General features: G+C 41.7%; 30 protein-coding genes and 1 other RNA gene. 13 read left to right on the forward strand and 18 right to left on the reverse strand.

Translation table 11 applies throughout. The features are described 5' to 3' along the window. Positions 1–77: 77 nt before the first annotated feature. Positions 78–569 (reverse strand): hypothetical protein, encoded by a 492-nt coding sequence (locus ASL19_RS14720; protein WP_006279119.1) that lies wholly within the window; start codon positions 567–569, stop codon positions 78–80. A 178-nt stretch (positions 570–747) separates the two neighbouring features. Here ASL19_RS14720 and ASL19_RS14725 point away from each other — a divergent pair, with 178 nt between their 5' ends. Further along, entirely contained in the window at positions 748–2,583 is a 1,836-nt protein-coding gene (locus tag ASL19_RS14725) for a serine/threonine-protein kinase (RefSeq protein ID WP_057178919.1), read from the forward strand. A gap of 20 nt (positions 2,584–2,603) precedes the next feature. Here ASL19_RS14725 and ASL19_RS14730 read toward each other — a convergent pair whose 3' ends face one another. From ASL19_RS14730 to murC, 7 genes are all read right to left on the reverse strand, one after another. Further along, entirely contained in the window at positions 2,604–3,245 is a 642-nt protein-coding gene (locus ASL19_RS14730; RefSeq protein WP_006279117.1) for a hypothetical protein, read from the reverse strand. Positions 3,246–3,400: 155 nt separating this feature from the next. After that, positions 3,401–4,198 (reverse strand): tryptophan synthase subunit alpha, encoded by a 798-nt coding sequence (gene trpA, locus ASL19_RS14735; RefSeq protein ID WP_057178920.1) that lies wholly within the window; start codon positions 4,196–4,198, stop codon positions 3,401–3,403. Positions 4,199–4,212: 14 nt separating this feature from the next. After that, positions 4,213–4,518, reverse strand: a complete 306-nt coding sequence (locus ASL19_RS14740) for a DUF3007 family protein (protein ID WP_006279115.1) — start codon at positions 4,516–4,518, stop codon at positions 4,213–4,215. 37 nt (positions 4,519–4,555) lie between these two features. Further along, positions 4,556–4,765, reverse strand: coding sequence for an NAD(P)H-quinone oxidoreductase subunit L (ndhL, locus tag ASL19_RS14745; RefSeq protein ID WP_057178921.1), 210 nt, complete (start codon positions 4,763–4,765; stop codon positions 4,556–4,558). A gap of 551 nt (positions 4,766–5,316) precedes the next feature. Next, positions 5,317–5,646 carry a YbaB/EbfC family nucleoid-associated protein gene (locus ASL19_RS14750; protein WP_057178922.1) on the reverse strand — a complete coding sequence of 110 codons (330 nt, stop codon included), beginning with the start codon at positions 5,644–5,646 and terminating at the stop codon, positions 5,317–5,319. A 76-nt stretch (positions 5,647–5,722) separates the two neighbouring features. Beyond that, positions 5,723–6,730, reverse strand: a complete 1,008-nt coding sequence (murB, locus tag ASL19_RS14755) for a UDP-N-acetylmuramate dehydrogenase (protein ID WP_057178923.1) — start codon at positions 6,728–6,730, stop codon at positions 5,723–5,725. 70 nt (positions 6,731–6,800) lie between these two features. After that, positions 6,801–8,270 carry a UDP-N-acetylmuramate--L-alanine ligase gene (gene murC / locus ASL19_RS14760; RefSeq protein ID WP_057178924.1) on the reverse strand — a complete coding sequence of 490 codons (1,470 nt, stop codon included), beginning with the start codon at positions 8,268–8,270 and terminating at the stop codon, positions 6,801–6,803. A 565-nt stretch (positions 8,271–8,835) separates the two neighbouring features. Here murC and ASL19_RS14765 point away from each other — a divergent pair. Continuing rightward, positions 8,836–9,849, forward strand: coding sequence for a type I glyceraldehyde-3-phosphate dehydrogenase (locus ASL19_RS14765; protein ID WP_057178925.1), 1,014 nt, complete (start codon positions 8,836–8,838; stop codon positions 9,847–9,849). Between the two features lie 12 nt (positions 9,850–9,861). Here the strand turns inward: ASL19_RS14765 and thiL are convergent, their stop codons facing one another. Continuing rightward, positions 9,862–10,926: a thiamine-phosphate kinase gene (gene thiL, locus ASL19_RS14770; protein WP_057178926.1), complete on the reverse strand. Its 1,065-nt coding sequence runs from the start codon at positions 10,924–10,926 to the stop codon at positions 9,862–9,864. Between the two features lie 63 nt (positions 10,927–10,989). On the opposite strand from thiL, the gene ASL19_RS14775 reads away from it, so the two are divergent. Continuing rightward, a complete protein-coding gene (locus ASL19_RS14775) occupies positions 10,990–12,150 on the forward strand; it encodes a homocysteine biosynthesis protein (protein ID WP_057178927.1) in 1,161 nt (386 codons plus the stop codon). A gap of 7 nt (positions 12,151–12,157) precedes the next feature. Here ASL19_RS14775 and ASL19_RS14780 read toward each other — a convergent pair whose 3' ends face one another. After that, positions 12,158–13,165 carry a hypothetical protein gene (locus ASL19_RS14780; protein ID WP_057178928.1) on the reverse strand — a complete coding sequence of 336 codons (1,008 nt, stop codon included), beginning with the start codon at positions 13,163–13,165 and terminating at the stop codon, positions 12,158–12,160. A gap of 538 nt (positions 13,166–13,703) precedes the next feature. On the opposite strand from ASL19_RS14780, the gene ASL19_RS14785 reads away from it, so the two are divergent. Then, the gene (locus tag ASL19_RS14785; RefSeq protein ID WP_006279106.1) at positions 13,704–14,507 is read left to right on the forward strand and encodes a tetratricopeptide repeat protein; all 804 of its coding nucleotides are present in this window, start codon (positions 13,704–13,706) and stop codon (positions 14,505–14,507) included. On the opposite strand, the gene ASL19_RS14790 is transcribed toward ASL19_RS14785, so the two are convergent. Genes ASL19_RS14790 through ASL19_RS14800 form a run of 3 tightly spaced genes read right to left on the reverse strand, consistent with a single transcriptional unit; the run spans position 14,490 to position 16,108 of the window. Beyond that, positions 14,490–15,122, reverse strand: a complete 633-nt coding sequence (locus tag ASL19_RS14790; RefSeq protein ID WP_057178929.1) for a TMEM165/GDT1 family protein — start codon at positions 15,120–15,122, stop codon at positions 14,490–14,492. The genes ASL19_RS14785 and ASL19_RS14790 overlap by 18 nt on opposite strands. Next, on the reverse strand, positions 15,116–15,844 hold the full coding sequence (locus ASL19_RS14795) for a rhodanese-related sulfurtransferase (protein WP_006279104.1): 729 nt from the start codon (positions 15,842–15,844) through the stop codon (positions 15,116–15,118). Before ASL19_RS14795 ends, ASL19_RS14790 begins: the two co-directional genes overlap by 7 nt. 30 nt (positions 15,845–15,874) lie before the next feature. Then, the gene (locus ASL19_RS14800; RefSeq protein ID WP_006279103.1) at positions 15,875–16,108 is read right to left on the reverse strand and encodes a DUF3134 domain-containing protein; all 234 of its coding nucleotides are present in this window, start codon (positions 16,106–16,108) and stop codon (positions 15,875–15,877) included. 217 nt (positions 16,109–16,325) lie between these two features. Between ASL19_RS14800 and pipX the strand changes: the two genes are divergently transcribed. The 7 genes from pipX to ssrS all read left to right on the forward strand — a co-directional run bounded on the left by pipX (position 16,326) and on the right by ssrS (position 20,922). Continuing rightward, complete coding sequence (gene pipX / locus ASL19_RS14805) at positions 16,326–16,604, forward strand: transcriptional coactivator PipX (RefSeq protein WP_006279102.1); 279 nt, start codon at positions 16,326–16,328, stop codon at positions 16,602–16,604. After that, positions 16,601–17,269, forward strand: coding sequence for a YggS family pyridoxal phosphate-dependent enzyme (locus ASL19_RS14810; RefSeq protein WP_057178930.1), 669 nt, complete (start codon positions 16,601–16,603; stop codon positions 17,267–17,269). Before pipX ends, ASL19_RS14810 begins: the two co-directional genes overlap by 4 nt. A gap of 328 nt (positions 17,270–17,597) precedes the next feature. Further along, the gene (locus tag ASL19_RS14815; RefSeq protein WP_057178931.1) at positions 17,598–18,179 is read left to right on the forward strand and encodes a cell division protein SepF; all 582 of its coding nucleotides are present in this window, start codon (positions 17,598–17,600) and stop codon (positions 18,177–18,179) included. A 30-nt stretch (positions 18,180–18,209) separates the two neighbouring features. Next, the gene (gene proC / locus ASL19_RS14820; RefSeq protein WP_057178932.1) at positions 18,210–19,025 is read left to right on the forward strand and encodes a pyrroline-5-carboxylate reductase; all 816 of its coding nucleotides are present in this window, start codon (positions 18,210–18,212) and stop codon (positions 19,023–19,025) included. 11 nt (positions 19,026–19,036) lie between these two features. Next, positions 19,037–19,525 carry a pentapeptide repeat-containing protein gene (locus tag ASL19_RS14825; protein ID WP_057178933.1) on the forward strand — a complete coding sequence of 163 codons (489 nt, stop codon included), beginning with the start codon at positions 19,037–19,039 and terminating at the stop codon, positions 19,523–19,525. Further along, positions 19,522–20,679, forward strand: a complete 1,158-nt coding sequence (locus ASL19_RS14830; protein ID WP_057178934.1) for a 5-(carboxyamino)imidazole ribonucleotide synthase — start codon at positions 19,522–19,524, stop codon at positions 20,677–20,679. Before ASL19_RS14825 ends, ASL19_RS14830 begins: the two co-directional genes overlap by 4 nt. Positions 20,680–20,738: 59 nt before the next feature. Beyond that, positions 20,739–20,922: non-coding RNA, 6S RNA (gene ssrS / locus ASL19_RS16990), on the forward strand. Between the two features lie 25 nt (positions 20,923–20,947). Here ssrS and rsmH read toward each other — a convergent pair. The 3 genes from rsmH to ASL19_RS14845 are packed head-to-tail and all read right to left on the reverse strand — an operon-like array spanning position 20,948 to position 22,785. Next, on the reverse strand, positions 20,948–21,847 hold the full coding sequence (gene rsmH / locus ASL19_RS14835; RefSeq protein WP_057178935.1) for a 16S rRNA (cytosine(1402)-N(4))-methyltransferase RsmH: 900 nt from the start codon (positions 21,845–21,847) through the stop codon (positions 20,948–20,950). Between the two features lie 4 nt (positions 21,848–21,851). Continuing rightward, positions 21,852–22,139 carry a DUF2288 domain-containing protein gene (locus ASL19_RS14840; RefSeq protein WP_006279095.1) on the reverse strand — a complete coding sequence of 96 codons (288 nt, stop codon included), beginning with the start codon at positions 22,137–22,139 and terminating at the stop codon, positions 21,852–21,854. A gap of 7 nt (positions 22,140–22,146) precedes the next feature. Further along, on the reverse strand, positions 22,147–22,785 hold the full coding sequence (locus tag ASL19_RS14845; protein WP_057178936.1) for a 1-acyl-sn-glycerol-3-phosphate acyltransferase: 639 nt from the start codon (positions 22,783–22,785) through the stop codon (positions 22,147–22,149). Positions 22,786–22,873: 88 nt separating this feature from the next. Here ASL19_RS14845 and sipA point away from each other — a divergent pair, with 88 nt between their 5' ends. Next, complete coding sequence (gene sipA / locus ASL19_RS14850; RefSeq protein ID WP_057178937.1) at positions 22,874–23,095, forward strand: regulatory protein SipA; 222 nt, start codon at positions 22,874–22,876, stop codon at positions 23,093–23,095. 103 nt (positions 23,096–23,198) lie between these two features. Beyond that, the gene (gene malQ / locus ASL19_RS14855; RefSeq protein ID WP_057178938.1) at positions 23,199–24,707 is read left to right on the forward strand and encodes a 4-alpha-glucanotransferase; all 1,509 of its coding nucleotides are present in this window, start codon (positions 23,199–23,201) and stop codon (positions 24,705–24,707) included. 58 nt (positions 24,708–24,765) lie between these two features. Here the strand turns inward: malQ and ASL19_RS14860 are convergent, their stop codons facing one another. Together ASL19_RS14860 and ASL19_RS14865 are read right to left on the reverse strand one after the other, a co-directional pair. Next, the gene (locus tag ASL19_RS14860) at positions 24,766–25,605 is read right to left on the reverse strand and encodes a RodZ domain-containing protein (RefSeq protein WP_057178939.1); all 840 of its coding nucleotides are present in this window, start codon (positions 25,603–25,605) and stop codon (positions 24,766–24,768) included. Between the two features lie 49 nt (positions 25,606–25,654). Then, complete coding sequence (locus ASL19_RS14865; protein WP_057178940.1) at positions 25,655–26,413, reverse strand: pseudouridine synthase; 759 nt, start codon at positions 26,411–26,413, stop codon at positions 25,655–25,657. Positions 26,414–26,460 lie beyond the last annotated feature (47 nt).

The following is a 26,460-nucleotide window of genomic DNA, read 5'->3' on the forward strand; positions in this document are numbered from 1 at the left end:
TAACCTCATTCAAGCGGATTGGGAATAAATTAAGATAAATGTAATCACCCGCGACAGAGCCAGTCGGTTAAGGGAGTTTATTCCCTGTCTATGAGGTTATCAAAAATTCTTTGCACTAACCCCTTGGTCTTGCTCTCTAAATATTGCCAATCTACCTCCCCAAACTCATCTAATAAATTAGTATCAATGTCAACTGGGACATTTTCAGGACTATAGTCCACAAAACAAACCTGATAACATAAATCCCATAAATCCATATTCACCACCTGTTCTTGATATTGCAAGCGCAAATGATATCCCGGATGGGGGATGGGTAAAAGAGCCAGTTTTTGCTTAATAGCTAGCAAATCTTCCGCTGTGGCGTTTTTTGAATCCTCCAATAACTGGATCACAATAGATTTAGTTTCATCCGTTGTACCCGCTGGCCAAATCAGTACGTCGTGGTAACTTCCTTTCCACTTGGATATATCCAGATGTTTACGAATATTATCAATAATGCGGATAAAAGCTGGTTGCATGAGAATTTCTGCTTGTTGCCATATGGTAGAATTGGGGATATTAGGTGGCATTTTTTTTAAAAATAATTAAAAAAACTAGGACTTACTCATTGACAATTTTTCAGGTTAATCAAAAAAACTGCCACTTTAGTCTAAATCTTTTCTCAACATAGCGGATATTAGGACAGAAAATTTGGAGATATTGACTAGGCAAAATTACAAGATTAAGTATGGAACCGGGGAACAAATCATGATAGGCAAACTACTAGACCATAGATATAAAGTTGTGCGTGTTTTAGCAACTGGGGGATTTAGTCAAACCTACATCGCTCAAGATACTCGGCGACCTGGTAATCCTATTTGTGTTGTTAAACATCTAAAACTGGTTAGTAATGACAAGCATATTTTTACAACTGCTAAACGTCTGTTTAATAATGAAGCTGAAACTTTGGAAAAATTGGGTAATCATGATCAAATACCTCGGTTACTAGCCTATTTTGATGAAAATCAGGAATTTTTCCTGGTTCAGGAATACATTGATGGTCATACCCTGACAATGGAACTTATACCCGGACAACCATGGGGTGAAAACCAAGTTATACAATTGCTCTTGGAAATCTTAGAGGTTTTGGAGTTTGTCCATCAACAGGGGGTGATTCACCGAGATATAAAACCTGATAATCTGATTCGTCGTGTGGATGATTACAAACTGGTAATTGTGGATTTTGGAGCTGTTAAACAAGTACGTTGTCCTTCTGCTCTTTCAGAACATCATTTAAATCCCACTATAGCTGTTGGCACTCCTGGTTATATGCCTACTGAGCAAGGACAGGGTAAACCTCGCCCAAGTAGTGATATTTATGCTTTGGGTATCATTGCTATTCAAGCTTTAACAGGAATAGCTGCTAATCAGTTCCCAGAGGATCCCGATACTGGTGAAATTCTCTGGCAACATTTTCGACCTGTCAATTCCCATTTGGGAGAAATTCTCACTAAGATGGTGCGTTATCACTTCAAGGAACGTTATCAAACGGCAACAGAAGCATTAGAAGTTTGTCGAGAGTTTATAAAAGAATATGCTAAATCCTGCGGTTACTCCCTATCTCCCACACCCACTACACCCAGTGGAAAAAAATCACCCATAAAAACCTATGATCAATCTGTTTCATTGTTCCCACAACCTACCTTAGCTTTGGCACCTGTTCATACTCCTCCCCTAGTATCTGCTCCTAAGCAGGAACAAAAACCAGATCCCTTACCACTGGTAATTGGTTTATTTTTGGTCGGTGGTGCAGCAGCTTTAGTAACCAATTTATATCCCAACATTCAAACTTTGACTGCTAATTGGAAGGATAAGAATGGCACAGAAAATTGCTTGGCTATGGTAGCACCCAATTCTAATGTGCGCTCCCAACCTAGCGCCATTGGTTCTGATAATATTTTAAAGAGTATTGGTGATCCTAGTGAGTTTATAGTTACTGGAAAAAGAACTAAGCGTGGTTGGATAGAAGTTAAACTTAAATCTGGTCGTTTGGCTTGGGCTCATTCGGATGTGATTACTAACAATGACCAATGGGTCTCTTGTCTGCGAGACCAGGGTATTTCTCTTCAAATCGTTGATGATTTACCTCTAATCACATCTCGATTGGTGCCTAAACCTCAGTTATCTCCTACTACCTCTCCATCCCCATTCTTGTCTCAATCTGCTGATACAGAGTCTCAAGATCCAATCGTTCTACAAGCTCGACAAAAATTCCAGTCAGGGGATGTGAATGGAGCAATAGCTCAACTGAAATCCGCTCCCCAAAAAACTACTTCTAATAGTCAACAAGTGAAGATAATTGACCAATGGCAACAAGACTGGGCCAAAGCTGAGACTTTGGCTAATGAAATTAATCGCGCTATTGATAGTGGACAATGGGAAAAGGTCTTGGCCTATCGCAACCAACCAGAAAAGTTACCTAATATTAAATACTGGCAAGATAAACTGGAACCATTGTTTAAACAAGCAGCTCAAAAGGTTGCTCAACAGGTTTTACCAAGTCAAAACTCACAACCGGACACTAACTCTAAAACCAAACCATAGTAGATACCCTGTGTTACACCTTAGTGTAATTCGTCGTATTCCGCTGTTTCTACCCTTCTGCTTTCAGCGTGAGAGGGTGGTAAAAACTCCGCCCGTCGCATGGTTCCCAGGGGTGCTGTTACTCCGTGATAAGGGTGAATTACCTGCACGGTGCGAGAGGGACGTTGTCTAGGCGAAAACAAGGACAACACACCAGCTACTACAATACCACCTCCTACTGTTAAAGTCGCCCCACCTACTGCCCAAATTATGGGTGAATTCCACCATTTTTCCGCTTCAGAAGGCAGTGTGGGCATCATTCTGGTTGGCTGCTGTTGTAGTGAATTCATTTGGTTTTGGCTCAAACTGAAGGCATTAATTTGACCCTGTAGCTGTTGATTTTGTAAGCGTAACTGCTCGTTGTCGCCTCTTAAACTGTCTACTTGAATTTTTAACTTTTCTAAGTCCAATCGCTGGTCTAAAGGTGCTACCGGTTGGGGGTTACCATATCCCCCCTGTCCAGATGGGTACTGTTGCATCCCCTGGGAGGGCACAATATTGTTGGGTAATTGTGAAATACTAAAGTTGGGTTGTTGTATGGGAGTGCTATTTCCTTTCAGCAATAGCAAAGCTGCTAAACCAGCAACAGCTACCCCACCCACAAATGCCATACTCTCACTCATATAGTACACCTCTTAACTAATAAAACTAAGTAGTACCAGGACCATAGTTGTATTGTAACTGACATAGTTTTGGGACACACTCACAGTCAATAAATTCATCGTCTAATTTTAATTCAGATTCATCTAAATTGCCATTAAATTACCAATTAATAAGATCAATTTTTGACCGCCTCCTTTAAATTTCGACAAAATTCGGCGATCGCTTTTAGTCCTTGATCGGGTGTACCCTCTGCCAATCGCTTGACTACCGCACTACCGACAATTGCTGCATCAGCTCCCCAGTCTTTTACTTGACGTGCTTGTTCTATGTCAGAAATACCGAATCCCACACCTATCGGTTTATCTGTAACACTGCGGATTTTGTCTAGTAGTTCAGAAGCTCGGTTTTCCATTTGTGACCGCATACCAGTGACACCAGTAACACTTACCAAATAAATAAAACCTTGAGAAGCATGGGCGATCGCCTCTATTCTTGCCATGGAACTGGTGGGAGCTATGAGAAGGGTCAGGTCAATTTCTTGCTCACTTGCTGGTTTCAAGAGGGTTGCAGACTCTTCCAAAGGTAAATCTGGAACTACCAAACCCGACACACCAGCGGATTTAATATCGTCTAAAAATCTTGCAATTCCTCGATGTAAAATGGGATTATAATATGTAAATAAAATTACAGGTGCTTTCAATTTAGGTGTAGTAGCCTTGAGCATTGTCAACACCTGTTCTAGAGTAGTACCTTTTTGCAGTGCACGGGTAGCAGCAGCTTGAATTACTGGACCATCTGCCAAGGGATCGGAGTAGGGAACACCTAACTCAATAATATCCGCACCAGCACAATCTAGCACTTTTAAAGCTTGAGCTGTAGTATGTAAATCCGGGTCACCAGCAGTAATAAACGGAATCAGGGCACACTCTTGATTCCGTCTTAAATTTTCAAAACAACGAGAAATTGCTGTCATCAGTTAGTCATTGGTTAGGGTTGATCATTGGAATCAATCTTAGCTTGTATTCTGGCCAACTCTTCCGGGGAGAGTTCATCCAGACGCTTTTGGAGAAAAGCCTTTTCATACTCTTCCCGCTGTTGGTGGTAGGTCATTTTTTTACTCCCTGCACGGAATAGATAGGTTCCCAACCAACCCATTAAACCTAACACCAGTAGAACTTGACTCCAAATTCCCGCGTCTTGACTATTTAAACCAACCAACTGTAGCACCCCATAAGCTAGTCCGCCTATGAGGAAGATCCCTAAGGTAATAGTAATTGCGTCAATACGTCGCATGAGAGTTGTGACCTACCAAGTTACTAGTTAAATTAAGTTAAACAATTTGTCTGGGTCTGGGTCGAAAATTGGCAATGGGGGAGAGCAATAATAAACCTGGGAAGAAGAAAAAGACCAAGAAGTACATAAATCCACGTTCCACAGAAGTTGCTGAATACCAGCGCCAGTTGAGATAAAACATAACGATCAGTGGTATGGCTAACAGATAAGCTCCAGCCAAAGCTAAATACAGTAGTGCTAAAAGCATAATTTTGGGATGGATGAGAGAATACTATTTAGTGCATATACCATTATATAGCTTATAGCCCCCACACTACCTCACCTAATCCATGGGAAAAAATTTTCCCCAACCTCTTGACAAAGTCTAGGAAAAGCAGCATGATGTTATGATGATGTTTTGGCATCCAACAAATCCTACGGGGGTGTGGCGGAATGGTAGACGCTGCGGACTTAGAAAAGTGAGCCTTGATAGAGAAATCCTTCAAGTGTAAGCTCTCAAACTCAGGGAAACCTAAATCTGATAAGATTTAATCAAACAGACAAGGCAATCCTGAGCCAAGCCCAGTAGACTTTTATGTTTCTGGGAAGGTGCAGAGACTCGACGGGAGCTACCCTAACGTGAAGGCGAGGGTAAAGGGAGAGTCCAATTCTTAAAACCCCAAAGGTAGTAGCGAAAGCTGCAGGAGAATGAAAATCCGTTGACTGTAGAAAGTCGTGGGGGTTCAAGTCCCCCCACCCCCATAAAAATTAATAGCCCCTACTTCTTGTAAAAGTAGGGGTTTGTTATCAGGTATCAGTCTAAAATCCTGGTAGTTCCAGACCACCAGTTAACTCTTCCATGCGTTCCCGCATAGTCTGAGTAGACTTGAGATAAGCATCCTTCATTGCTGCTGTCACTAGATCAGAAAGCACGTCCGATCCCTCGTTTAGTGCATTTGGGGAAATTTCTACCCTTTTAGGTTCCTGGTTACCACTAATAATCACCTTAACTAGTCCACCACCAGACTCGCCCACAATTTCCATCTGTTCCAATTCTTCTTGTAGACGTTTGGCACCTTGTTGCACTTCCTGAGCTTTCTTAAAAGCGTCCGCTATTTCTTTTACTCTTCCCAAACCAAATCCTGTCATAGTAAATTTTCCAGTTGTGCTGCGAATAAAAAATCAAATTCAATTATAGTTGTGACTGACCTAGGTCTCCACCAATTCAAGAATAACCATCCAAAACAGGAAACTGACCAATCATTTTTACCTCTGGTTCCAATAAAATTGACCATTGATCCTGAATTTGATGTTGAATATGGCGAATGAGACGGAAAATATCATTGGCCCTAGCACCTCCACGATTAACAATAAAGTTAGCATGAAGTTGTGCGACTTGGGCCCCACCAATTTGATAGCCTTTCAATCCAGTTTGTTCAATTAACCATCCCGCAGTCCGGGGTAAGGGGTTGCGAAACACACTCCCACAACTGGGAAAATTGTAAGGTTGAGTGGAAAGACGGTGCTGCTTGTGTTCTTTAGTTCTAGCTGTGACTTTAGCTGGATCTGCACCTGGTTGAAGTTGAAAAGTAGCTTGAGTAACTATACGCTCATTTCCTTGTAATAGGGAGCTGCGATATGTGTAACCCAACTGTGACCTATTCAGAGTTTCTAAAGTACCATCGGGAGATAGTAACTCCGCACTAACCAACATTTCCCCCATACATTTATTGTGTGCTCCTGCATTCATCACAACAGCACCACCCACAGTACCTGGAATGCCAACTGACCACTCTAGTCCTTCCCATCCTAAACTTGCTGCTTCCCATGCTAAACTAGGAATGGGTTCTCCCGCAGCTACTGTTAACTGACCTGTTTGGTTATCAAAGTATTTGTAACGGAAGTGACGGGTAGCAATTACCATTCCTGGTATACCTTCATCACTTACGAGTAAGTTGGAACCTGCTCCCAATATTGTAATGGGTAAATCCAGAGCTTGGGCATACTCCACAGTTGCTCTTATGGCCATTAAATCGCGAGGTGCACTGTACCACTGGGCTTCCCCTCCCACTTTGTAGGAGGTAAACCCAGATAGGGAAATGTTGGACTTAATTACACAATTAGTTCCAGGTAAGTAAATAATTTGATTATCATCTGAATTAACTGTTTTTTGTTTATTTTCCGTCAAAGTAGGGACTGTGCGGGGACTAGCAGAAGACTCAGAAATTATCATTGTTAATGTAAATGGGTAGCTTTATTAACATTTAAACGGAATATCTAGGCTAAAATACGGGTAGCCATCCCTAAAGTGTGACTGTGACTGGTTGACGCAGTGCACTGATAATTTCTGGAATTGTCTGATTTAAATTGCCAGCTCCAAGAAAGACGGCTAAATCCCCCGGACGTAGGGTGGATAATAAAACCGGAGGAATGAGGGCTAAACTAGGTTGATAAATTACTTGTGGGTGTCGCTTGGCAATTTCTGCTGCCAATTTTTCACCGGTAACTTGCTCACAACTAGGTTCACCAGCACTGTAAATATCAGTCAATACAACTAAATCCGCATGAGTGAAACAATTGGCAAACTCGTCCAAGAAAGTCCGCACACGACTGTAACGGTGAGGTTGAAAAATCCCTACTACCCTTTGTCCTGGTTTCGCTTGTAAACGCGCCGCTGCTAGAGTGGCACGGATTTCACTAGGATGATGAGCATAATCATCAATGAAGGTAATGCCATCTACTTCACCCTTAAATTCAAATCGTCTCCTGGCTCCTTCAAAGGTGGCAAGACCTTTGGCAATTTGCCCGAACTCCAAATTTAACAACCTTCCTACCGCCACAGCTGCTAGGGCATTACTGAGATTGTGGCGACCTAAAAGTTGTAAGTTTAATACTCCTAGAAACTTACCTTTTTCCCAAACTAAGGCTGTTGTTCCGTCTGGGCGATAGTCAATGTTGGTTACTGTATAATCAGCACCTTGATCTGGATCTAAACTATAACTGATCCCCGGTTTTAGGCGATCGCGTACTATGTTACAATCAATACTGCCCACTACAACTTGACAACCTCGGGCAAAGGTTTGGAAAGTCTCCACGACTTGTTCCAATGTTGCATAATGATCAGGATGATCTAGTTCAATATTAGTAATTATACCAATTGCTGGGGTATGTTTTACCAAGGAACCATCGGACTCATCAGCTTCTGCTACTAAATACTTACTTTCTCCTAATCTAGCATTTCCTTCCCAGGCATTGACTTCTCCTCCTACCACAATGGTTGGGTCAAGACCTGCTTCTAATAGCATGTAACCTATCATGCTACTAGTTGTAGTTTTACCATGGGTTCCAGCTACAGCAATGCTATGATAGTCAGCGATTAAAGCTGCCAAGACATCAGAACGATGTAGAATGGGGCAGCCCAATTCTAGCGCCGCCCTATATTCTAAATTATTATTGTTAATAGCTGTAGAACAAATGACCTGGGGTAAACTTTTTTGTTGGGTGGATAATTGGTCTGATGGGTTTGATAATATATGGCTAGTATGGCTAGAAAATGCTCCGGGACGGAAGAATTCTAGATTACTGGCCTCTTGTTGGTTAAAAATATGAGCCCCCAGGGACTCTAATTTGCGGGTAATCTGGTTAGGGCGCAGGTCTGAACCGGAAACGGGCAATTGTCGTTTTGTCAGTATGTAGGCTAGGGCGGACATTCCTATGCCCCCAATACCAATAAAATGAAATGGTCTACCACTAAAATCTATATAGCTATTCATCTTTTATTCCTCTGGCACCACACCAACAAATCTTTGCGACACGGGTATCATAACAGGATTTTGATTTTTGGAGATATAGCTTTCGTAATATTTCTATATCCAATCTGTATCCAAAAACTTACAGGTCAATTTTTGACTGAGTTTTTGTTTACTGGACAATATCCGGAGCAATCGATTCTCCAACCTTTTCTATCCTTATGATGATTATTCTGAAAAATCGGGAACTGTCGGGAAAAAAATCTGTCATATATCTTTCATCCTCAAGTGCGTGAGTTTTTGACTTTGTACACCTTAATAGGAGTTTCGTCAAGTGTGATCATCAGGATGAGGATATTGCTTAGTGATACTACAATTAGTTAAATTACATGTAAATAAAGTTAAACTATACTAGACTAGGTAAATTTATAAAAAACAAAAATAAACTGTACTAAATAAATTGAATTCAATAAAATATGTATTTTTTTTTCGATCTAAGATTCCACAGTTATAAACAGTCCCCCCCTTTGCGATATGATCGGGGTCAACGATATCAATTTATAGGCATAAATACAGAGGGGAAGACACTGTGGTTAGAGTTGCAATCAATGGTTTCGGGCGCATTGGCAGAAACTTTGCCCGCTGCTGGATAGGTAGAGAGAATAGCAAGGTTGAGCTTGTTGCTATTAACGACACTTCCGATCCCAGAACTAATGCTCACCTGCTTAGATACGATTCTATGCTAGGTAGACTACAAAATGCCAATATCAGTGCTGACGATAATTCCATTACTATCAACGGTAAGACTATTAAGTGCGTATCTGATCGCAATCCAGAAAACTTACCTTGGAAAGAGTGGCAAATTGACCTGATTATTGAAGCAACGGGTGTGTTTATCAGTAAAGAAGGTGCCTCAAAGCATGTAAATGCTGGTGCTAAAAAAGTTCTAATTACTGCACCTGGTAAGAATGAAGATGGTACATTTGTTATGGGTGTGAATCATTATGATTATAATCATGACGAACACCATATCATTAGTAATGCCAGCTGTACAACTAACTGTCTAGCACCTATTGCTAAAGTTTTGCACGAAAAATTTGGCATTATCAAAGGGACAATGACTACTACCCATAGCTACACAGGTGACCAGAGAATTTTAGATGCTTCTCACCGTGATTTGCGTAGAGCTAGAGCAGCGGGGATTAATATTGTTCCCACTTCTACTGGTGCTGCTAAGGCTGTAGCTCTGGTAATACCAGCGCTAAAGGGTAAGTTAAATGGTGTAGCTTTGCGTGTACCCACTCCTAACGTGTCCATGGTAGATTTTGTGGTGCAGGTAGAGAAACCAACAATTACTGAGGAAGTTAATCAAGCTCTTAAAGAGGCTTCTGAAAATTCACTCAAAGGCATTTTGGGTTACAGCGAATTACCCTTAGTATCCTCTGATTATCAGGGTACTAATGAATCTTCCATTGTGGATTCTAACTTAACTATGGTGATGGGTAATGACATGGTTAAGGTCATGGCTTGGTATGACAATGAATGGGGTTATAGCCAACGAGTTTTAGATTTGGCTGAGTTAGTGGCGGAGAAATGGGTATAAAATAATTCCCATTCATCCGGGAATCCCACACTCACCACCAAAATGTTGAAATCCCTGACTGAGTGTTAAAACTTGGTTGGGGATTTCTTGGGTGTTTGATTGTAGAATAACTTGGTCACCGGATGTAATTTCTCCGATAATTGCTGCACCTGATCCTAATTTAAGAACTAAGGCTTTGGCAATAGTTGGTGGTAAACAGAGTACCAGTTCAAAATCTTCACCACCATATAAGGCATAATCCAGCCATCGTAGTGGTGTTAACCAGTTGTTAGATATGGGTACTAGGGGAATTTTGTCTTGATGTAAAACTGCCCCGACTTGACTAGCACGACAAATTTGTAAAATAGCATCCGCTAATCCATCACTACTATCCATACCGCTCAAAGTAACTGGAGAGGAATCTCCACGGGGTTTTAAACCTGATATGAGGATTTCGTGTAGTATATATATTACATCTAAACGCGGGTTAGGACGTTGGTGAAATCTAATTAAAGCCTGCTTTTCCTCTTCCTTGAGGTTTTCACCCGTTTGAGGGTGCAAGAGCAATTCTAACCCAGCACGAGAAGCTCCATGCATACCAGTTATAACTATAGCATTCCCCACTTGAGCTGTACACCGCCGAATAATCAAATCTGGACTGACCTCACCAAAAGCTGTAATTCCTATAGTTGTAACAGGGGATCGCACTATGTCACCGCCAACGATGGGAGTATGATACTTCTGTAAGCAGTCACTCATGCCCTGATACAGTTGTTCTACCCAATTGACAGCCAGATCTCCTGGTAAACCGAGGGCGACGGTAATTCCTAGGGGAGAGGCGCCCATAGCAGCCAAGTCGGATAAATTAGCGGTAGCAGCGCGCCAACCTGCATCCTTGGGAGAGGTAGTAAGATTGCTAAAATGTACACCATCTACTAACATGTCTGTGGTTACAACCAAATGGTGTGCGGGTTTAGTCGGCAAAACTGCACCATCATCCCCTATAATATGGGGAGGACAAAAGCTCTGTAATTTCTGCAAAAGACCCTGTTCCCCCAGGTCACGAACTCTGAGGTATTCTCCCCCTAAATCAGCCATCTTGTTTTCTCTTCCATATATTACCATATATTAATAATCATAATATTCAGATTACTAAATACAATGCGAACTATTGCCGAAATTAATCAAAAGATCATTGAAAAGCGTGCCGTAGTCTGGACCGTGGAAGAGGTAAAAAAACGAGTTGCCCAAAATGGTATACTAAAAACGGCCCAACAGGTTGATGTGATTACCACAGGAACCTTTGAACCTATGGAATCAAGCGGGGCGATTATTAACTTAGGACACACTGACCCACCAATTAAAATTCGTCGTTGTTGGTTAGATGGGGTTCCCGCATATTCTGGGTTTGGGGCGGTGGACCTATATTTGGGCGCCAGTTGCGCAGTGGAAACCATGGAAGGGGAAGAACTAAGAGAACGCGGTGGTGGTCACGTGATTCAAGATTTAATTGCTGGTAAATCCGTACAAGTCAGAGCATTAGGACAAATTACCGATTGTTACCCTAGAGCTACCCTGGAAGCTAAAGTCACCCGAGAGACGATTAATCAATTCTACCTATTTAATCCCCGCAATCTTTATCAAAACTTCATTGTTGGTGTTAATGGATCCGAGGAACCGTTATATACTTACCTAGGACCATTACAACCGCGTTTAGGAAATGCAGTGTACTCCAATCCCGGAGCATTGTCTCCCCTAATGAACGATCCCGATTTACAACTGGTGGGAATTGGCACCAAAATCTTTTTAGGTGGGGGAATAGGCTATGTGGTTTGGGAAGGTACACAACACTTTCCCCTACAAAAGCGGTTAGAGAATCGAACCCCCATTGGACCATCTGCCACTTTAGCACTAATTGGTGATGCCAAACAAATGGATGCGCGTTGGGTAAGAGGGTGTTACTTTAAAAGTTATGGACCTTCATTAATGCTAGGGGTAGGAGTACCACTTCCAGTATTAAACGAAGAAGTGGTTAAACGTTGTGCAGTAACTGATCAAGACTTAGTAGCGCCCATTGTGGATTTTTCCATTCCCCGTCGTGTAAGACCTACCTTTGGATTAGTAAGTTACGCCCAATTAAAGTCTGGGAGGATCCCCATCGAGGGTAAACCTGTACGAGCTGCTCCCCTATCTAGCATGTTACTATCCCGACAAGTAGCTCTAGAGTTGAAACAGTGGATACAGTCGGGTCAATTTACCCTGACGGAACCCGTAGCTCCTATTCCCATGGACAGAGCTTTTTTACCTTTTACAGTAAACTAACCCAACTTTAATGGTTGTCTTGGGGTTTTAGCTTTTTCACTGGTTTAGTGATAGATGGTTTTGGTAAGGGTTTCGAGGAGTAAGAACCATCTCCATCCATTCTTGTAATGGGTCGAGCATTTTCTCCGGGATTTTTAACAAATGGTTTCCTGGTAACACCAGGACGGGGTCCACCTCTAAAAGTTGGTTTGCGTTTTTTGGGCAAATCAGCAACTGCTTCCGCAGTTTCCATCACTAACCCATCAGTTTCACGCTTGACTTTAAAGTCCCAAAATTTACCTATTGCTTTCATGGCCAGCACACCGTGAAGTTTCAACTTAAAATATTTGGGTTTTTCCGTTGGTTTCCGTGGAGCTTGTTTGATTTTTACTACCAAACTCCTGGTCTCGAAAGATTGGTAAACTACCTCTCCACGAACGGAAAATTCACCATCAGGAATTTGATCTGAGGTTTTTAAAGCTGATGTACTTTCCGTAGTGTTTTGACGAGAGGATTTTCTATTAGTTGCAACTGGTTCTGATGTTTCCCCAGACAAGGAAGGTCCATCTGTGGACTGTTTAGCAAGATTTTCCGGTTCCCAAACCCCTACAATTTGAATGTGTAGAGATTCATTTTCTTGTCTGGTACGGGGATAAACTACCCACAGGTGTTCTTTTTGTAAATCCAGATGCTTTTTGACTAAGCTCATAACTCGACCCAGCAGAACAGCATTTAACTGCACACCATCAGTTGTAATCAGGGTGCCCTGGGTGAACTGTTCGCTGCTAGGGGAGTAGCTACCCCGAATCAAACCAATCGCCCTGTATTGCATTAGTTCGCTAGCAGGAGGAATTGGTTGTTGACGGTTCCTAAGCTTCTCAAGACTTTCCCCATCTTGGACTTTGACGGATAAATTATCAGGTTTGGTTTGTGGTGATTTAACAGGTAATTTGCCTGTTAAGTCAATTTTGGCTGAAGCCTGACTAGAGGCGGTAATACTGGCAGATTCGGAAGACGGTATCAGGTCGGAATTCATAAAAACTCCTTAGATCGGAGATAGGTCCCATGGTGGGACTGAACAAAAGTGTGTGGAAGTTGCACGGCTAATAAAAGAAAGGTATACTTGCTTTGAATTTAGCCATTGCAGGTTAGGCTTTGAAATGTATCATTTGCAGAATGAATGGGTCAAATTAATTCCTAGCTGATTCTTGATAATTCTCAATCTCAATTAGGGAAGATTTTGACTGGTACTAATTTCTTAGTTCCAATTCGCAAATGCTAAATTCCTGATTTAACTAGGTTATAACTCACATTCTGGGGTGAGTGAGGAATTATCCACCAATCATTAGTTTGCTCAGTTATCACTCCATGGCTACAATTATGCTGATGATCCTACAACTGTCACCTAAGTTATGGACAAAGCTATAACCGTCTACTTTAAAAGTTTAGATACTCCTGATGGTCTTTGGTCATAAAATTCACAGTTAAATCACCTATTCCGCTAAGTTTTACAAAGTATTAACTTTATTCCCTTCTAAGGGGCTTATTTATTCAAGTACAACACAGGTAAAGTAGTGTCAAAACAAGGTAATCGCTGGCTAATTCAGATAGTCTTGCTGCTGGCAGTTGCAGCGTTTATTGGTGTGTCCATCATACCTATTTTGGGAACTCTCAATGCTCCACGTCCCCAAAATTCCCCAGAAAATCCCCGGTTAGCAGACCAAATTCGTGGCTATGAACTGGTTTTACAGCGGGAACCGGAAAATCAAACTGTTCTCAAGCAGTTATTACAGGTTAGGTTGCAAATTCTCAGTCAAAAGCCCAATAGTGAGGTTCAACCTGCTGATATTCAAGGGGTGATTGAAACTCTACAAAAGTTGAGTCGATTAAATCCAGATAATTTGGAATATAAGGTTTTACTAGCACAGGCAACCCAACAAATAGGAAATACACAGGAAGCAAGCCAAATTTATCGCTCTATTCTCCAGACCCAGCCTGGTAACATCCAGTCACTACAAGGTCTAGTTAAATTAGAACTAGACCAGAAACGTCCAGAAGTAGCTATTCAGTTTCTTAAAGAAACCATATCCAATGCTGAAAAGTCTAATTCTGTTCAACCAGGAAGTTTTGACATTATAGCTATACAATTACTTTTAGGTAGGGTATATTCTTCTCAAAAAAACCCTGATCAAGCAATATCTTTATATGAGGAGGTGATGAAACAATATCCCCAGGATTTTCGCCCCGTTTTAGCAAAGGCAATTCTCTTGAAAGAGCAGGGTAAAATTAATGAGGCAAAACCCTTGTTTGACAGTGCTCTGACTCTGGCTCCCGCTCAATACAAGGATGAGATTAAAAACTTAACCTCCGGTTTTTAGCTCTATGGCGGCTATAATACCAAAAATAATGAATAAAATGCCGCCTATCAGGGTAATCTGTTTTTCCGAAATTCTCCCCGCTATTACTCCCCCACCTATAACCGCTATGAGGGCGCATATTGCATGTCCCAATATTGCTCCCCCCGTTACACCTATAGCATTATTACCTGCTGCTAACGCTATCGTGGCTATTTGTGTGCGATCGCCCCATTCAGCTATAAAAGTTAATACAAAGGACTTGAGTAAAACTGCCCATGGACTTGTTGACTGATTAGTAACTTGGGACTTTTTCACTTCTTCTCTAGCTTCTTCCATTACCTCCTGATTTTCCGTAGGTTTCATTTTGCCAGCATCATAGAGTAGTTTCAAACCAAAGGCGATGAATAAGACTATTTCCCCATAACGTACATATATTTGGGAATCTTGCGTTATACTGGACAAGACTTGGCCAAATAGCACAGATAAGATTGTCATTGCCATTAAGGCTAAGGTCACACCTGCAAACACCAGTTTTTTTGAGTGCTGCATAGACAGAATAACGGCAATAAAGAAGGTTTTATCGCCCAGTTCAGAAATTGTAATTAGTATTAAGCTGGTGGTAAAGGCGGTTAGCATTCTTCCATAGTCCCATTCACCACACCTCGGTCATCAAAGACAAAACACTCTCCTTCCCATAAACTTTCCTCCCCGGTTACCTCCTCTAGATACTTCAATATCCCTCCCTTGAGGTGGTAAACCTCTTGAAAGCCTTGTGATAGCAGATAGGATGATGCTTTTTCACAGCGAATACCACCTGTACAAAATAAAGCGATTTTCTGATTCTTATCTGGGTGCAAGTTCTTGCTTACATAATCGGGGAATTCTCTAAAGATACGGGTATGGGGATTACATGATCTCTTAAAAGTGCCAATGCTGACCTCATAATCATTACGAGTATCAACCACCGTAACATTGGGGTTCAGAAGTAAAGCATTCCATTCTTGAGGACTGACGTACTTTCCCACCCGTTGATTAGGATCCACCTCTGGTATTCCCAGGGTAACAATTTCTCGCTTCAGACGGACCTTCATCCTCCGGAAAGGGGGGGTATGAGTGTATGATTCCTTATGCTCCAGATCCATCAACCTCCCATCATGACGAAGAAATGCTAAAACCCGGTCAATTCCACCACGAGAACCAGCTATTGTGCCATTAATTCCTTCAGTTGCCAATAGAATTGTTCCTTTGACAGCATGCTCCTGGCAAAAAGACAATAGAGGTGCTTGTAGTTGTTGATAATCCGGTAAACTGACAAATTTATAGAGAGTTGCTACAACCGTACTATTTTCTTGATTCATTCCCCGAGAGATGATATTGATAACAGCGTATTATTCTTCCAAGTCGGAACCTGGTTCATCATCATTATCATAGACTAAATCATCCAGATCAATAATTTCAGCAATTTCTTCTTCCACCTCACTGGTCAGGTCAGTCTCCACATTATCGCGTGCCATCAAACGCCCTGTAGACTTTAACCATTCCAAGAGAATAAATTCATTGCTTGTACGAATTACGGTAGCTCGTTGATTACGTGGTTGTTCGTGTAAAGGACTTTTAATCATAAGAAGAGTTAAGCAAAGTGTGCGACACCAAATTATAATCTATATTTGTATTTGTGTCATGAGACCATAATTATGGCAAGATAGAGACAAACTCATGGAACAGGAAGTTCACATAATCAGCCAAAAAAAATTCTGGTCGAGGGATATTTATTATCATCGGAATGATTGTGTGAGACCCGAAAAAAGAATATATACTCCCAAATTTGACGATTATTAAATGAATCCAGAGCACTCAGAAACCTACATCAATCATCCCACATGGGGTTTACTCTATAAGATCTCCACCCTTGATGATAACCAAGAGCTATTTACTACACTATATGCCCAACGCCTATTTTTTTTGGTAACCAGTGACGTTAAGGGGATGAAATTTCAGTCCATTGGTAGGACTGAAGCCAGAATGATGCTAGAAAATCGTTTACGTAGTTTACGTCGCAGTGGTAAACCACAGGAGTATGATCAGCTTCAAGGAGTTTTCCAGCGTACATTCCAATGACAAGTTCAATTGCTGAACGCGTAACAATCATTCGCGCCCAACTACCCCCATCAGTAAGGTTAATAGCTGTTAGTAAGCAGGTATCAACTCAATTGATGCGGGAAGCCTATGGGGCTGGTATTCGTGATTTTGGTGAAAGTCGCATTCAAGAGGCGGCGAGTAAACAAATTGAGTTGCAAGATCTACCGGACATTACTTGGCACTTTATTGGTCACTTACAAAGTAACAAAGCTAAAAAGGCTGTGGAGTTATTTTCCTGGATTCATTCGGTAGATAATCTACACATTGCTGAGCGTCTCCACACTATAGCTCAAACAATGGGAACTAATCTATACAGTTGCCTACAGGTCAAAATTCTCCCAGACCCCCAAAAATCCGGTTGGACAGTGCCCCAATTGTTAGCGGAATTACCATTCCTAAGTCAATACCAAAGTTTACAAATTCAAGGTTTGATGACAATTCCTCCCTGGGGCTTAAAGGAAGAGCAAATATTGCATGTATTTAATCATACTTACAATCTAGCTCAAGAAATTGCCTCCCAAAAATGGGCAAATATAGAAATGAGGGAACTATCTATGGGTATGTCTGGGGACTATGATTTGGCGGTAAAAGCTGGTGCTACCATGGTGAGACTGGGGACAATTTTATTTGGGAATCGCCCTTAGAGTTGATTTCAGGTTTGAGATCTTTTTCCCTGTTAAAGATGTAAAATAGAAAACCAACTACTGGTAATTAAGTAAGTATTTATTAGAATATGTGGTATCCTAACCCCCTTGACAAATTCGATCATTGGGACAGAATTGGGATGAAATAACTTTTTATTGTAAGGATGTATAGGATACTATCTTTTTTCATCGTTATTTCTAACAAGTTTTTTGAAGAGCAGTTGTTTAGTATAATCCGTCAGGTAAATACTAACAACAGTAAGGAACGAAGCCCACAGCAGCTAGATTTACATCGGATCAATTAAGGTAATTTCCAGGAGCATGAAAAATGAACAACATATTTTCTAAACTCAGAGATTTTGTGGGCTTGAATGAGCCAGTAGAATATGAGTACTACGAGGAGGAGCAGGATAATGATAACTATCAACCGGGTTATCAACCAGAAAATCCTCAGCCAGCTCCACAGGAAACCACCACTAGCAATAGAAGGTGGCGAGAAACCCCCCCAACAGTAAACCAAGAAGAAGTAGCAGGATCAAAACATATGACTAATGTGATTGGTATGCCAGGTGCGATTAATGGAATTTCAGAGGTTTTGGTTTTAGAACCCCGCACTTTTGAGGAAATGCCTCAAGCGATTCAAGCATTGCGAGAGCGCAAGTCTTTAGTGTTGAACCTAACAATTATGGATCCAGATCAAGCTCAAAGGGCTGTGGACTTTATTGCTGGTGGTACTTACGCTTTAGATGGTCATCAAGAAAGAATAGGTGAAAGTATATTCTTATTTACTCCTAGTTGTGTACAAGTTAGTACCCAAGGGGGATTTTTGCATGAAGTTCCCCAACCTCCAGTACGCCCGGTTCGGAACACCGGTAATTGGGGAAGTGAGCCCAATCGTATGGTACAATAAAGACTAAACCAATGGACGACTAATCACTAAATGACTATTAAATTGGGTTTAATTGGGGGCGGGGTGATGGGAGAGGCCATTTTATCCCGTCTCCTGGCCAGGGAAATTTACCAAGTATCAGAAGTAATCGTTAGTGAACCTCAGGAAGCTCGAAGGAGTTTTTTGCACCAAAGGTATGGGGTGTCTGTAACCAATGACAATGGTCAGATGTGGTCTCAAGTGAAAGAAGCAGTGATTTTGGCTGTCAAACCTCAAATCCTTTCTGCTGTGGTTGAGGAAGTGGTTGATATGTTGCCCATAGAACCTTCTCCATTAATGATTTCTATTCTAGCTGGGGTGTCCTTAAAACAATTGGAGAACTCCTTTCCTGGAGTGTCTATAGTTCGTGCCATGCCAAATACACCAGCGACGGTGGGTGCGGGGATGACTGCTATTTGTTGTGGAGGGCACATCCAACCTACTCATCACCACATAGCTACAAGAATTTTTCAAGCTGTGGGGGAGGTGGTAGAAGTGTCTGAAAGCCTCATGGACGCTGTGACTGGTTTGTCTGGGAGTGGTCCTGCCTATGTAGCATTAATGATAGAAGCATTGGCTGATGGAGGAGTAGCATCCGGTTTACCTAGAGCAGTGGCTAAACAATTAGCTCTACATACGGTGTTGGGGACAGCAAAACTAATTGCAGAAACTAATATACATCCAGCAGAATTGAAAGACCAGGTAACCAGTCCAGGGGGAACAACCATTGCTGGGGTGAGGGAACTAGAGAGGGCTGGTTTTCGTTCTGCTTTAATGGAAGCTGTTAAAACTGCGGCTGAACGCTCGCGGGAACTGGGTGTTTATTAGGGCGAAAAAAGATGAAGCAACTAGGTTTATTATTGTCGTTGACAATCATCCTCTGGTGTATAACATTGCCAGCAGTAGCAGTGGATTGGACTCATCCCCTATCATTTAGCAACGCTGAGTTAGGAAGACATAATTTTTCTGGACAAAATTTACAAGCTGCTGAATTCTCTAATGCTAATTTAGAGATGGCTAATTTTGCTAATGCTGACTTGCGAGGAGCAGTTTTCAGTGCTTCTGTGATGACCCAAGCAAATTTACATGGGGCGGACTTAACCAATGCTATGCTGGATCAGGTAAAATTAACAGATGCTGATTTAAGTGATGCCATTTTTATAGAGGCAATTTTGCTGCGTTCTAACTTTGCGAAGACCAACATTGATGGAGCAGATTTCAGCGAAGCTATCTTAGACAGGGGACAAATAAGGGATTTGTGTAAGAGTGCTAGGGGAATAAATTCTCGAACCCATGTTCAAACTCGTGATTCTTTGGGGTGTGGATGAAGCGCATAGGTATAATTGGTGGTGGACAACTAGCTTTGATGATGGGGGAACCAGCTAAAACCCTAGGTCTGGAATTGATAGTACAGACTCCTGCTATAACTGATCCAGCTGTGGCTATTGCTCAGGATGTGGTTTTAGCATCGGTTGGGGATGCGGTAGCAACGAGTATATTAGCTAATAAATCGGATATAATCACCTTCGAAAATGAGTTTGTTGATTTAGATGCTTTGTCTGATTTAGAGAAGCAAGGTGTGTGTTTTCGTCCCCATTTAGGCGCTTTATCTCCTTTATTGGATAAATACCATCAAAGATGCTATTTGAGAGATTTAAATTTACCTGTACCGCAATTTTTCCCTTGGGTAAATTGCCCAGATTTGGCATCAAAAATAGAATATTTGGGGTTTCCCCTAGTGGTTAAATCTAGAAGACATGGTTATGATGGTCAGGGCACTTTTATTGTAGACAATCATGCTAGTTTCTCTACTTTAGTCAATCAAGTTGATAAGAAACCTGTTGAATTCCTCATTGAAGAATTTGTTCCTTTTACTAAAGAGTTGGCAATTGTTGCTGCTCGTTCAGTGAAGGGAGAGATTGTGACCTACCCAGTAGTAGAAACCCAACAGGAAAAACAGGTTTGTCGCAGGGTCATTGTCCCAGCGGATATTACCCCTGACCAGGAAGACCAAATTGTGGCGATCGCCCGCAAGATATTAACCAGTTTAGGAGTAGTGGGGGTATTTGGGATTGAGTTATTTATTACTGCTGGGGGGAAGATTTTAATCAACGAAATTGCACCGAGGACTCATAACTCTGGGCATTTTTCCCTAGATGCTTGTAAAACATCCCAATTTGAGCAACAGCTCAGAGCTGTAGTGGGAATGGATTTAGGGGACACAAGTTTAACCGTTCCAGCTGCGGTCATGGTCAACCTATTAGGGTATGAAGAATCACATAATGAGTATTTCCAGACTAGGGAAAAATTAGCAACTATTCCCCACTCTCATCTATACTGGTATGGCAAAAGGGAATCCCGTCTGGGACGTAAATTAGGACATATCACAATATTAATAGAAGAGCTAAATCGGGAGTTGATAGAGAAAATTATCTACGAAGTGGAATCTATATGGTATACTAGGAATAGTGCAGATAGATAGGGGAAAATTTTTTTCTTCCCCCCCCTATACAAATAATAGTTAATGGTTATAATATAGGGGTTGAACTACGACGTTGGTGACTGCCCTCAAGTTTTTTGATCTATGTCTTTAACGAAAAGGGAACCAATTAGTTCTTGTGGCAGTAGACCGGGCTTGTACTCGGAAACTTTAAACAAGCAACAGCCATTCCCACCTGGTTTAACCAGGTCATAAACTTAGGTAAAACGGCGTTGTGGTCAACTAATCATGGGTTTTTAGTTTTTAAAAACTAAAAAGCAACTTTTTGTGCTATTCTCAACTTGGCTGAGCGGGAGCGGGGATTGTGTTGAATTTCGGACTCTGTGGCTGTAATTGGTTTCTTAGTCATCACCGTTAATAGGTCAGAGTTCCGTAACCCGTGTTTGACAATTCTATCCTCCAAGCTATGAAAACTAATAAGAGCTATTTTTCCTCCAGGAACTAGGGAGGGTGGTGCTTTGTGAAGCAAAGTTTCCAGGACTTGTAACTCATCATTCACTGCTAGACGTAGAGCTTGAAACACACGGGTTGCTGGGTGGATTCTACTATAGCGATATTTAGGTGGAACACAGGAGCTGATGGATTCTGCTAGTTCTGTGGTGGTAGAAAAAGGGCGGTTCTCGATGATGCGCCTAGCTATTTTTCGAGAAAGTCTTTCTTCACCGTAGTGAAAGAAAATATGGGTCAGTTCTTGTTCATCCCACCCATTAACTATATCAGCAGCGGTGAGAGATTGTTGCTGATTCATGCGCATATCCAGATTAGCAGTATTTCTAAAACTAAACCCCCTTACTGGATTATCCAAATGATAGGAACTAACTCCCAAATCTGCCAAAATTCCATCATAAGTATTGGGAGGGAAGAGAAAATTAGCAAAATTAGTGTGTAGAAAATCAACACGATCTCCAAACTCAGATAAATTGATTTTTGCTGCTTTCAGAGCGTCTAAATCCTGGTCAACCGCCATCACCTTAGTGTTGTCAGCAGCTTGTAATATTAACCGAGAGTGTCCACCACCACCCACGGTTAAATCCAAATAATTGCCACCCGCTTGGATAGTTAAACCCCTAATTAATTCCTCGCCCAGAACGGGAATATGAGAAAAAGCAAATTGATTTAATGGTGTTAATGGCGGGTTATTGATAACCATCAACTCATTTCTCCTGTATTAAAACATAAGGTTCTATAATTAACGCATTAAATCTTTTAGTGGGATTCCCATTCCAATCTCCTAACTGTATGGGAGAAGGCTTGCTAATTAATTGTTCATCAATCCACACCCCAACAGACTGGGTATTATCACTGGCGATCGCCTCTCCCACATCTAATAGGTCTAATCCCGATGCTACCACAATGATAGCATCTCTTTGCGCATGGGGGACTAACCATTCCCATTCTGCTTCATCTAGGTTCTCTGTTAGCTTTTCTTTTAAATCTGACATAATTTGCCTACCTACCCAAGTCATGTAACCTATTTATAGCTTCCGCACATTTACGAGTAACTGCTTCCAATTCCTCCTTACTTGTGGAACTAGGAGTTGCAATCAATTTACCAATTCTAATAGTTAAGGGAACCTTGCGGGGAATAGGTGTACCCGGTTGGACGATTTTTTCACTTCCCCACAAACTCACCGGTAATAGGGGAACCTTGGCTTTAGCAGCTAGTAGTGCGGCGCCTCGTTTAGGGTCATGAATACGCCCATCACTGGTTCTAGTTCCTTCTAAAAATACTCCCACTGCCCAACCATTTTCTAAATATTCCAGGGCGTATCTAATTGCTCCTCTATCTGCTGTACCGCGACTCACTGGATATGCACCATATAATTTAATAGCCTGGGCTAAAACAGGAATTTTGAATAATTCCTCTTTGGCCATATATGCTACAGGACGACATACACAATTAGACACTATGGGAGGGTCAAAGTAACTAGCATGGTTACTGACGATCACCAACCCACCTGTTTGGGGAACATTTTCCACCCCATAGATTTTGCCCCCAAAGTAAGCGTGTAACATGGGGCTGACCACAGACCATTTGAAAGCGTGGTAAAGTGCTAAACTAATTAAGGGTTCCCGTTCTCTGGTCACGAAAATAATTTAAAAGCGACTATATATTAGAATAGTTCATGGCGATCGCCTTTTGCCATCCTGCAGGACTAATTACCTTTTATTTCCCATGTCTAGAGAATTTTTTATTGGCAGTAGAGTTCGTTTAGTTACCCTACCCCCCTATATCAAAACTGCTGATCCCATGCCCATGTTACGTCCTCCGGATGTAGTTAGCATGAAAGAAGAAGGTATAGTTATTGACCTGAGACCGGGGGGATATTGGGTAGTGCGTTTTAGCCAGGGTACATTTCTGGTAGAAGGTCAATATATGGAAAGAGCAGATCATTGATTGTTAAGAATTAAGATGTTTTGAAAGTTCAATCGAATTTAGAGCGCGAATTCAATGTAGCATTGTTTCCTGTTAACCGCCATCTGTTTTTCTCTCCCAAACTATGCCCTTTCCAAGATCCAGTGGAATTTTACTTCATCCCAGTTGTTTTCCCAGTCGCTTCGGGATTGGAGACCTAGGGTTGGAAGCCTATCGTTTTATTGATTTTCTGCAGGAGAGCTATCAGCAGTATTGGCAAGTTTTACCCCTAGGTCCCACGGGCTATGGTAGTTCTCCTTACATGTGCTATTCTGCCATGGCGGGGAATCACTTACTAATTAGTCCGGACAAGCTAGTAAATGAGGGTTTGTTATGTGAGGCTGATTTTGCTGATTTACCCCAATTTACTGCTGATAAAGTAGATTTTGCACAAGTGATCCCCCAAAAAATCAGTTTGCTCCAGCGGGCATGCGATAATTTTAAAATAAGTGCTAATAGTCACCAAAGGGCAGCATTTGACCAATTTTGCCAGAGCAAAGGTTATTGGTTAAACAATTATGCCTTGTTTATGTCTATCAAAGATGCTCAAGAGGGAGAAGGCTGGTACAATTGGCCATTAGAACTAGCTAAGCGGGAGCCAGAAGCAATAAGCAAGATTGAGCAAGATTTAGCAGAACAAATATTCTATTACAAATTTATTCAATATGAGTTTTTTCGTCAGTGGTCAGAACTCAAAGAGTACGCCAACGAACGGGGAATAGGTATTATTGGGGATATACCCATTTATGTAGCTCATGATAGTGCTGACGTGTGGGCAAATCCCGAGTTTTTTGCCTTAGATACAAAGACGGGAGCGGTGGATCTAATGGCCGGGGTGCCACCAGACTATTTTAGCGCCACTGGTCAATTGTGGGGAAATCCGGTGTACAACTGGGAGGAATTAGAAAAGCAGGACTTTGCATGGTGGGTACAACGTTTTGAAGCCATACTAGATTATGTGGATATAATCCGCATTGACCACTTTCGGGGTTTTGAAGCCTATTGGGCTGTTCCCCAAGGAGAAGAAACTGCTATTAATGGGGAGTGGATAAAAGCACCTGGAAAAGAGTTTTTTGCCCTAGTTAAACAAAGACTTGGCAAATTGCCAATTCTAGCTGAAGATCTGGGAATTATCACCCCAGAGGTAGAGGCGCTAAGAGATGAATTTGAGTTTCCTGGAATGAAGGTATTACAATTTGCCTTCGGTTCCGATCCTGGCAATCCATTTCTACCCTTTAACTATCCCAGAAATGCTGTGGTCTATACTGGTACCCATGATAATGACACGACTGTTGGCTGGTTTAACACTGCCAACGACTACGAAAAGCAAAACCTGTTATTATACTTAGGTGGTGTTAGTAGTGATGGAATTAACTGGGACTTGATCCGACTAGCTTTGATATCCGTTGCTAATCAGGCAATCATTCCCCTACAGGATATTTTAGGGTTGGGAACGGAGTCCAGAATGAACTACCCGGGTACAACAGAAGGTAACTGGGAATGGCGTTATGAAGAAAGTGTGCTAAGTCAAGAACTGAGCAATCGTCTCAAGACCATCACTCAACTTTGTGGTCGATCTCCCAAAACTTCCTGATTTGGCTCCTGGGGGTGGGAGTTGATTAGGGTGGTAGGTGTGCACCCCCCAATAACCATCAAAATTGAAGGTTTTTAGATGCAATTCTAATTTCACCAGATCTCCCTGGTTTTCCCATTTGTTTAGGTTCTTCCTGATTGACCTTCATTACCACACCTCCAGCATTATTTGTTTTGACTATGAGTTCCCCAGTAGCTTCCCAATCCCTTTGGGATCCCTGGGTCAAAACTCCTTCAAATTTCGTTTTGCTATCGGCCACAACACGGATCCAAGCCTGCGAATTGACAAAAATACGAACCTGGACAAGATTATTCTTGGCATCAGTCCTGTCACTAACCAAAGTGACCATTGGACGCACTGTTACCATTTTAGTAGGGGATTTTTTATCAGACATATCGGTACTAGCTTGTAGGCGAGGTTCATTGTCGTTTCCTTTAGCTTCTATATTTTGAGTTAGGGATTGAGATAGACCAGTTACCGAACAAACTATGACAAGTATGTAGAGCAAATAAAGATGGAAAGGACGCAATTCTAAGAAAACCCGATTTCTATATCCATATCTAGGTTTAAAAACTAATTTTGGTGACCCCGTGGGGAAACTACTGGCTAACTCCACTCCATTTAAGCTCAGTGCATTAGCAAATTGTCTGATTAAACCCTGAATATAAACAGGTTCGGGGAGACTTGACAAGTCTCCTGCCTCAATTGCAGTGAGCAAACGACCGGGAATTCTCGTAGTCAAAACCACTTCATTTATAGACAACCCCTTTTCCTGACGTAAAGCTGCTAACTGACTCCCCAACTCCAAAAGTTTTTGTAACTGTTGCTCTTCTATTGAGAGGTTTTTTGGTTTGTGGGCCCTTTTAGGGAACCTTAACCATTTTGTAATTTTCAACATACTCCCCGTTCCTTAATCACTCCCTACCTGATTCCAATTACAAGTTAACTCAATTTTGTATCTGGTGGACCAGATGCTGTAATAAAATAATCTCGCTGGTTACAAGATGACGATACTTACCAATATCAGTAAATTTACCCTGTGAATTTTGCAGTTGGATTCTCCCTATTGCTCTGCGATTAAGGTGCACAACTGGATATCCCAACTGTTGAGCCACACGACGAATCTGACGGTTTCTTCCCTCCTGTAAAATAATCTCCAGTTTACTTTGGGTGACCCCCTGTTCGATTAATTTAACTTGAGCAGTTCGTGTTTTCCTCCCGTCTAACATTACTCCCTGACTCCACATCCTCAGAACGTTTGTTGGCGGATGTCCTTCCACTACAACATGATAGGTTTTGGGAATATCATGACTAGGATGAGTAAGAGCAAATGTTAGATCTCCATCATTGGTTAAGATTAATGCCCCAGTAGAATCAGCGTCTAACCTTCCGACAGGATGAATACCAGTACCCTGGCGTAATTTTGCCGGTAACAGATCTAAAACTGTTGTTCTACCTTGAGGATCATTACAGGTGGAAACCACTCCTGTGGGTTTGTTTAATAGTAAATACACTAAAGCTGGACGATTACCCTGTATTAAGGGTTTACCATCAATGGAGATTATATCCACTCTAGGATCGACCTTTTGACCCAAGCGCGCCAAAATTCCATTGATCCGCACTCGTGATTGTCCAATCATCTCTTCAGCTTCGCGACGGGAGGCTATACCCCATTGAGAAATAATTTTTTGTACCCTTGTTTCCATGGAACAATTTAAATTTAGTGTGCCTCCTAATTGATAAGATAAGTATG

It is taken from the genome of Cylindrospermopsis sp. CR12 (assembly GCF_001432185.1).
Classification (GTDB): Bacteria; Cyanobacteriota; Cyanobacteriia; order Cyanobacteriales; family Nostocaceae; genus Raphidiopsis; species Raphidiopsis raciborskii.

Excerpts from the sequence above, each read along its gene's own strand:
- ASL19_RS14720 (WP_006279119.1), bottom strand. The coding sequence starts at position 569 with ATGCCACCTAATATCCCCAATTCTACCATATGGCAACAAGCAGAAATT.
- ASL19_RS14725 (WP_057178919.1), top strand. The coding sequence starts at position 748 with ATGATAGGCAAACTACTAGACCATAGATATAAAGTTGTGCGTGTTTTA.
- ASL19_RS14730 (WP_006279117.1), bottom strand. The coding sequence starts at position 3,245 with ATGAGTGAGAGTATGGCATTTGTGGGTGGGGTAGCTGTTGCTGGTTTA.
- trpA (WP_057178920.1), bottom strand. The coding sequence starts at position 4,198 with ATGACAGCAATTTCTCGTTGTTTTGAAAATTTAAGACGGAATCAAGAG.
- ASL19_RS14740 (WP_006279115.1), bottom strand. The coding sequence starts at position 4,518 with ATGCGACGTATTGACGCAATTACTATTACCTTAGGGATCTTCCTCATA.
- ndhL (WP_057178921.1), bottom strand. The coding sequence starts at position 4,765 with ATGCTTTTAGCACTACTGTATTTAGCTTTGGCTGGAGCTTATCTGTTA.
- ASL19_RS14750 (WP_057178922.1), bottom strand. The coding sequence starts at position 5,646 with ATGACAGGATTTGGTTTGGGAAGAGTAAAAGAAATAGCGGACGCTTTT.
- murB (WP_057178923.1), bottom strand. The coding sequence starts at position 6,730 with ATGATAATTTCTGAGTCTTCTGCTAGTCCCCGCACAGTCCCTACTTTG.
- murC (WP_057178924.1), bottom strand. The coding sequence starts at position 8,270 with ATGAATAGCTATATAGATTTTAGTGGTAGACCATTTCATTTTATTGGT.
- thiL (WP_057178926.1), bottom strand. The coding sequence starts at position 10,926 with ATGGCTGATTTAGGGGGAGAATACCTCAGAGTTCGTGACCTGGGGGAA.
- ASL19_RS14775 (WP_057178927.1), top strand. The coding sequence starts at position 10,990 with ATGCGAACTATTGCCGAAATTAATCAAAAGATCATTGAAAAGCGTGCC.
- ASL19_RS14780 (WP_057178928.1), bottom strand. The coding sequence starts at position 13,165 with ATGAATTCCGACCTGATACCGTCTTCCGAATCTGCCAGTATTACCGCC.
- ASL19_RS14790 (WP_057178929.1), bottom strand. The coding sequence starts at position 15,122 with ATGCTAACCGCCTTTACCACCAGCTTAATACTAATTACAATTTCTGAA.
- ASL19_RS14795 (WP_006279104.1), bottom strand. The coding sequence starts at position 15,844 with ATGAATCAAGAAAATAGTACGGTTGTAGCAACTCTCTATAAATTTGTC.
- ASL19_RS14800 (WP_006279103.1), bottom strand. The coding sequence starts at position 16,108 with ATGATTAAAAGTCCTTTACACGAACAACCACGTAATCAACGAGCTACC.
- pipX (WP_006279102.1), top strand. The coding sequence starts at position 16,326 with ATGAATCCAGAGCACTCAGAAACCTACATCAATCATCCCACATGGGGT.
- ASL19_RS14810 (WP_057178930.1), top strand. The coding sequence starts at position 16,601 with ATGACAAGTTCAATTGCTGAACGCGTAACAATCATTCGCGCCCAACTA.
- ASL19_RS14815 (WP_057178931.1), top strand. The coding sequence starts at position 17,598 with ATGAACAACATATTTTCTAAACTCAGAGATTTTGTGGGCTTGAATGAG.
- proC (WP_057178932.1), top strand. The coding sequence starts at position 18,210 with ATGACTATTAAATTGGGTTTAATTGGGGGCGGGGTGATGGGAGAGGCC.
- ASL19_RS14825 (WP_057178933.1), top strand. The coding sequence starts at position 19,037 with ATGAAGCAACTAGGTTTATTATTGTCGTTGACAATCATCCTCTGGTGT.
- ASL19_RS14830 (WP_057178934.1), top strand. The coding sequence starts at position 19,522 with ATGAAGCGCATAGGTATAATTGGTGGTGGACAACTAGCTTTGATGATG.
- rsmH (WP_057178935.1), bottom strand. The coding sequence starts at position 21,847 with ATGGTTATCAATAACCCGCCATTAACACCATTAAATCAATTTGCTTTT.
- ASL19_RS14840 (WP_006279095.1), bottom strand. The coding sequence starts at position 22,139 with ATGTCAGATTTAAAAGAAAAGCTAACAGAGAACCTAGATGAAGCAGAA.
- sipA (WP_057178937.1), top strand. The coding sequence starts at position 22,874 with ATGTCTAGAGAATTTTTTATTGGCAGTAGAGTTCGTTTAGTTACCCTA.
- malQ (WP_057178938.1), top strand. The coding sequence starts at position 23,199 with ATGCCCTTTCCAAGATCCAGTGGAATTTTACTTCATCCCAGTTGTTTT.
- ASL19_RS14860 (WP_057178939.1), bottom strand. The coding sequence starts at position 25,605 with ATGTTGAAAATTACAAAATGGTTAAGGTTCCCTAAAAGGGCCCACAAA.
- ASL19_RS14865 (WP_057178940.1), bottom strand. The coding sequence starts at position 26,413 with ATGGAAACAAGGGTACAAAAAATTATTTCTCAATGGGGTATAGCCTCC.